This window comes from Idiomarina sp. UBA4206 (assembly GCF_002383015.1).
Classification (GTDB): domain Bacteria; phylum Pseudomonadota; class Gammaproteobacteria; order Enterobacterales; family Alteromonadaceae; genus Idiomarina; species Idiomarina abyssalis.
In genome coordinates, this window is the sequence record NZ_DFTS01000026.1 from 13,373 (window position 1) to 17,251 (window position 3,879).

General features: G+C 47.3%; 3 protein-coding genes and 1 pseudogene. All 4 read right to left on the reverse strand.

Going from position 1 to position 3,879, the window contains the following annotated elements:
• A pseudogene (locus B3180_RS05815) lies at positions 1–206 on the reverse strand (acetyl-CoA carboxylase carboxyl transferase subunit beta); the annotation flags it as partial.
• 90 nt (positions 207–296) lie between these two features.
• Complete coding sequence (truA, locus tag B3180_RS05820; RefSeq protein WP_054486969.1) at positions 297–1,082, reverse strand: tRNA pseudouridine(38-40) synthase TruA; 786 nt, start codon at positions 1,080–1,082, stop codon at positions 297–299.
• Between the two features lie 11 nt (positions 1,083–1,093).
• Positions 1,094–3,325 carry a FimV/HubP family polar landmark protein gene (locus B3180_RS05825; RefSeq protein WP_273023410.1) on the reverse strand — a complete coding sequence of 744 codons (2,232 nt, stop codon included), beginning with the start codon at positions 3,323–3,325 and terminating at the stop codon, positions 1,094–1,096.
• Between the two features lie 79 nt (positions 3,326–3,404).
• On the reverse strand, positions 3,405–3,879 hold a 475-nt coding region (locus B3180_RS05830; RefSeq protein WP_286843497.1), incomplete at its 5' end, for an aspartate-semialdehyde dehydrogenase.

The following is a 3,879-nucleotide window of genomic DNA, read 5'->3' on the forward strand; positions in this document are numbered from 1 at the left end:
TTGTCGTTATCTAAAAAAATGTCCAACCGACTGCGGCCAGTAACCCGCATATGGTGATCACATTTCGGGCAGACATTAAGGCTACGCTCTAAATCCGCCTTATAAATAATGTTGTCGCAGGCAGTACACTTACTCCAGACGCCCTCTGGAACACCCCGACGTTTGTTAATTTTTGGCTTCGCAAGAATTCTTTCTATCCAGCTCATACTATTCCGCCCAAAGGCTATTATTAGTCAATGTGATGTAGCTTACATGGTACCACAAATGGATCAAGCAAAGAGGTCATAACAGTGGCCTTAGTCGCCTAACCATAAAGGTCCCGGGGGAACCTGAGGTATATTATAGCTCTCAGGATAGGTAACTTCGACCAAATATAACCCTCCGGGCTTCGCCGTTGCCGCCGCTTTGGTCCTGTCTTTTTGTCGTAGTAACTCTGCAAGCCACTCAGGTGGCTGTTCGTGCTGCCCAACTACAATTAGGCTTCCCACAATATTTCGGACCATATGGTGTAAAAAGGCGTTAGCCTTTATATCAATAATTATATAGTCGCCGCGGCGCTCTACCGTTAAGTCCGTCACCTTTCGAAAGGGCGTGTGAGACTGACAATGTGAGGCACGAAATGTGGTAAAGTCATGCTCACCAATAATGGCTGGTGCAGCGGCCTGCATAGCTTTTTCGTCAAGTGGTTGATGATAATGACTAACGCCAAACGAATGGATTCCGGGACGAAAACGCGTGTTGGCAATAATGTATCGATACCGCCGCGAAGTAGCACTAAAACGAGCGCTAAACTCACTATCGACCTCTTGAGCCCAGCGTACTGCTATCCCTGCAGGTAAATTACTATTTACGCCCAGTGTCCAGGCTGGCTCCGCCCGGGGGACCGGAATATCAAAATGCACAACCTGCCCTGTTGCATGAACACCCGCGTCGGTTCTTCCGGCGCAAGTTACTTCAATGGGCGCATCGGCTATTTTACTGACAGCGTGTTCTACGCATTGTTGGACACTAATAACTTCACGTTGACGTTGCCAACCATAATAGCGGCTGCCATCGTATTCCAGGCATAAGGCCATTCGCATACAGCTTAATCCTACGAATCGAGTTTTTGTTTCAACGCGCCGGCCTCTTTCGCCAGCGCTTCATCGTCACCTTCTGCTAATTGCTGAAGAATCTCCCGAGCTTCATCTTCTTCACCCATTTCGATATAGGCTCTGGCTAAATCCAGCTGAGCTGAGGGATCATCATCCTCAGGAGCATTTTCAGCATCACCCGATTCATCATCGGGTAATACGTCTTTAACCGCAGACGACTGATAACGATCGGTATCTTCTTCCTCTTCGTCAGCTTCGGCCATCAAAGAATCTATATCAACAAAGTCCTCGTCGTCTTTTGCGCTAAACGAGTCGACCTCTTCACTCTCATCACTTTCTTCGCTCGAACCGAACAGTGACTCTAACTCTTTATCGGCTTCATCTTCCGCTTCATCAAGCTCGGCATCGTCCTCAGGAACTTCCTCTTCTAAGTCATCCAGCTCGTCCAGTGACTGAGTTAATTCATCCGACTCCTGAAGCAATTGCTCCAGGTCATCTTCTTCCTGCTCTTGCGGTTCTTCCTCGGTTCTCTCGTCAGGCTCTAGCGCTTCTGCTGACTGCTCTGCCGCTTCCAGTTCAGATTCATCAGTCTCGTCCTGAGTGGGTTCTTCACCTTTTTCTGTCTCATTCTCAGCTAAGCCTAAATCGGCTAAAACGTCATCGACTCCGCTATCATCAAAGTCATCCGGCAATAAATCATCACTTTCGTCGTCCGCGTCGCTTTTCTCCGCCGCTTCCTCTGTTACCGACTCATCATCTGTATCGGTCTCTTGCGGAGCATTATCAGCAAGAATATCGTCAATATCATCGGTAGCGTCCTGCTCAGCCTTTTCCTCATCAGGTTCATCTTCACTGACCGCTGAGTCTGCTTGTGCATCTTCTGGCTGCTCAGCCGCTTCCGGTTTTTCTTCTTCCTCATCATTAACAGAGAGGTCTATTGCCTGTTCGTCATCATCACCGGCCTCGCCAAACAGACGATCCAGTTCATCCTGAGAGAGCTCTCCGGCATCATCATCGTCGTCAGGCAATACCGCTTGATCATCTTCATCTAAATCTTCATCGACGGTTTCTTTCGGCTCATGCTTTTTCTGTTCCGGTTCACTGTCTTCATCATCGAGACGGACGCTAAAGTCGGTTTCGTCTGCATCCGAAGACTGTCCGGTTAATTCTGCTTCTAAAGCACTAAGATCGTCACCATCATCATCGGAGGTGTCTTCACCGTCGATATCGAACAGACCATCAGTACTGTCTTTAGGCACATCACCCAATAATTCTTTATCCAACTCGGCAGCAGCTTCTTCCTCGGTCAACTCCTTGTTAGAACTCTGCTCTTCTTCTTCCGTCGCTTTAGATTTTGACGATCGCCGTAAGAAGAAAAATACAATTAACCCAATAATAAGCAGCGCAGGCAACACCGACACCAACAACATATTCAATGGGCTTTGTAGCCAATCAGAAAAACCAGACTCTTGTTCCGCTTCTTCCCGAGCCTGCTGCTCAAGCATTTGTCTCTGTTGAGCTAATACTTGTTGAAACTGAGCTTCTAGTTCATCAGTTTTACTTACGCTGGCAGCCAGTTCATCGAGGCGCTCCGCTAGCGCATCGATTCGTTCCTGCAGCGACTGGTTTTCACCATACATGCGTTCAACAGCCTGCATAGACTGCTGAATGTCAGACTGAAGCTCTTTAAAGTTTTGTTCCTGACGTTGTTCAACTTCCTGAATCGTCTGTTCAGCTTTCTGTCGAGCTTCTTCAAGTAGTTGCTGTTGTTCGGAGCGAGTTCTCTGAGTGCTTTGCTCTGCCTCAGTAAGTTCCTGAGACTTAGTTTGCAATTGACCATCAACCACCACCTGACGACGTGCGGCTTCAGGGTTAACCATTTCAATTTCTTGCAAGGAAGGAATGCGCAGGTAGTAACCGTCAAGCATACGGTTCATATTGCCATTGACAAAGGCCTCATCGTTGGCCTGCACAATAGCAACCATCGTTTGGTATTGTGTGACACTGGAATGAGGTTTATAGCGACGGGCAATATCCCATAAGGTATCAGATCTGGTAATAGGTCCATAGCGCTCCTGACCTAAACGAACATCAGTTGCTTCAGACCCTTTGGCTCCTTTTATAACAACACCGTCCTGCCAACCTGCTGCAGCGACTGTCATGCTGCCGGACAACGCAATGGCTGCCAGCGAAAAGTATCTCAATACCTGCACTCTAATCGTTTTTCTCATTCCTTCGTCTCTGCCCGCGCTTTGCTCTTATCTTTAACGGCGTTAGTTTAAAAAACTTTATGACATACAGCCGGTTAAATTACCAGTAATCACGAATTAAAGTTTCGGCAATTTGTATGCTGTTCGTTGCTGCACCCTTGCGGATGTTATCAGACACAACCCACAAATTAAGACCATTTGGATGGCTAATGTCTTCTCTGACCCGCCCTACAAACACATCGTCGTTTCCAGCGGCATTACCGACCTGTGTCGGAAACTCCTCTCTTTGCTCCATCAGAGTTACACCCGGAGCTTCACTTAACAGCTGCTTTGCATGTTCGGCAGTAATTGGCTGGCGTGTCTCAATATGGATAGCTTCTGCATGCCCAAAAAATACTGGAACTCTGACCGCCGTTGGATTGACTCTAATGCTGGGGTCATTAAAAATCTTTTGCGTTTCCCACACCATTTTCATTTCTTCTTTGGTGTAGTCATTGTCCTGAAAAACATCAATTTGAGGAATGCAGTTAAAAGCAATTTGACGGCTGAAATTAGCAACTGTCGGTTGCTTTCCG

Coding starts and splice junctions, on each gene's coding strand:
- truA (WP_054486969.1), bottom strand. CDS start 1,082: ATGCGAATGGCCTTATGCCTGGAATACGATGGCAGCCGCTATTATGGT.
- B3180_RS05825 (WP_273023410.1), bottom strand. CDS start 3,325: ATGAGAAAAACGATTAGAGTGCAGGTATTGAGATACTTTTCGCTGGCA.